The 2,319-nt window shown below is 43.2% G+C and carries 1 protein-coding gene; it reads right to left on the reverse strand.

What is annotated here, in order from left to right; translation table 11 throughout:
• Nucleotides 1–424: 424 nt before the first annotated feature.
• A complete protein-coding gene (locus LG34_RS13910; RefSeq protein ID WP_109216598.1) occupies nucleotides 425–2,014 on the reverse strand; it encodes a DEAD/DEAH box helicase in 1,590 nt (529 codons plus the stop codon).
• Between the last annotated feature and the right edge of the window lie 305 nt (nucleotides 2,015–2,319).

Genomic DNA, 2,319 nt, shown 5'->3' on the forward strand with positions numbered 1-2,319 from the left:
TCACCACTTGCAGAAGTGGGAGTCTCAACTCAGACTGAGATGAAATCGACGAATCATTTCCGGTCCGCTAAACGTTCGTTACCTTCATTTCACTTCGGTTTCATCGCGCTCACTCCCGCCTCCTATAAAAGCTGGTCGGTTTCCGTTCGCGCAAAACCTTGTGAAACTCAGTCACTCACTCAATCGCTTGCCCAGAAATGATTCGTCGATTTCAATCTACAATATGCAAAATCACCGTCTTAGTACATTCAAGTCGAACGCACGTGATACAACTCACAGGCTTTCTCTCGCGGCGGCTCATTAACTGACATTGAAAAAAGAGTGCGAATTTCATTCGAACGGGCGTCTTAGCCCGAAGGATGCAATTCGCACTCTTTTTTCATTCACAACCTAAATTGCCGCCGCTTCAAAAACTAAAAAGCCCCTATTTCGCATTCGCCGGCTCCACATTGATGCTCTTTCCTTTAATCTTCGCATTTTTCATCGCCTTCAGCACTGCCGCACCATACTCTCTCGGAACTTCCACAAATGTATAGCTGTCAAACATATCAATAGCTCCTACCAAATCTCCCGGCATTCCGGATTCTCCCGCAACTGCCCCGAGGATATCTCCCGGACGCACGCGCTGTTTTTTACCAATATTGATAAAGAGACGAACCATTCCGTCTTCTGCACCAGTATCAGAGAAATCGAAGTTGTCCTGTTTTACGCCTTCGCGATCTGCCTTTCCAAGTGCCTGATACAAAAATGCTGCTGCCAGATCCATGGCTGTGTAATCACCATTGTTGATCTGCGCTTCGATCATATTTACCATCTTAGTCAGATCCTCATTTTCAATGATCTGGTCTAACTGCTCCATGATCTTGTCGCATTTTGCTTCCTCAACATCACGCATGGATGGAATCGGCTGTGCATAGATCTTTGTCTTGCAGTAACGCATAATCTCTTTTAATTTGTAAACTTCTTTTCCTTTTACAAAAGAAAATGCTTTTCCGGTTCTGCCTGCACGGCCGGTACGACCGATACGGTGAACATAATACTCGTCATCCTGCGGCAGATCGTAGTTAAATACTGCTTCCACATCGTCAACATCGATACCACGGGCAGCGACATCCGTTGCTACCAGAATCTCTGTTTTTCCGTTACGGAAGTTTCTCATAACACGGTCACGCTGCTGCTGTTTCATATCACCATGCAGACCTTCTGCAAAATAACCACGGTTCTGCAGTTCGTTTGCCAGCTCGTCTACCATGTGTTTTGTATTACAGAATACAAGGGAGAGCTTCGGATCATACACATCCAGAAGTCTTGTCAAAATATCCAGCTTATCTTTTCTTCTTACATCATAGTAATACTGTTCGATATTTTTTACAGTCAGCTCTTTTTTTACCACTTTGATGGTCAGCGCATCTTTCTGATACTGTTTTGTGATCTCCATGATCTCTTTCGGCATAGTTGCGGAAAAAAGAACGGTCTGGCGGTCTTCCGGAAGATATTTTAATACTTCTTCAATGTCCTCACGGAATCCCATGTTCAGCATCTCATCTGCTTCATCCAGAATAATGGTGTGGATATGATCGCAGCGGATTGTTTTTCTTCTTAAATGATCCATTACACGACCCGGTGTACCAACGATGATCTGTACGCCGCCTTTCAGGGAACGGATCTGTTTGCCAATCTCCTGTCCACCGTAAATCGGAAGGATTTTGATACCGTGGGTGTATTTTGCCAGATTGTGTAACTCGTTGGATACCTGAATGGCAAGTTCACGGGTCGGGCATAAAATCAGCGCCTGTGTTTTTTTCAGCTTCGGATCTACTTTGTGAAGCAGCGGAATACCGAAAGATGCTGTTTTTCCGGTTCCTGTCTGCGCCTGTCCGATGACATCTCTGCCGCTCATGACAGCCGGAATGGACTGTGCCTGAATCGGAGTGGCCTCCTCAAATCCCATTTCTTTAATTGCCCGCAGAATCTGCGGATTTAAATCTAAATCTTCAAATAAAACTGTACTCATATATTTCCTTTCCAATTAAAAACATGTTATTCAGAGCCTATTACATTCCCTCTATTTACTTCAAATCTGTACGAATATGATTTTTAACACGATTCTCAAAGATATTCTAAATAAATCAAAATATATACTCTAAATAAATTTGCAGAAAAAAAGTGTGCCTTGCACACTGAAAACAATGATAACAAAGCACACTTTAAAAGTCAATGCAGAGATAAACGTATTTTTACATTTCCTGCACTTTCATGAAGAGATTATTTCTTTCAAGAATGCTCCGGCATTCTTGTTGCGAGGTGCGCGTCATGCAA

Source organism: Eubacterium ramulus, from assembly GCF_003122485.1.
Classification (GTDB): Bacteria; Bacillota; Clostridia; order Lachnospirales; family Lachnospiraceae; genus Eubacterium_I; species Eubacterium_I ramulus_A.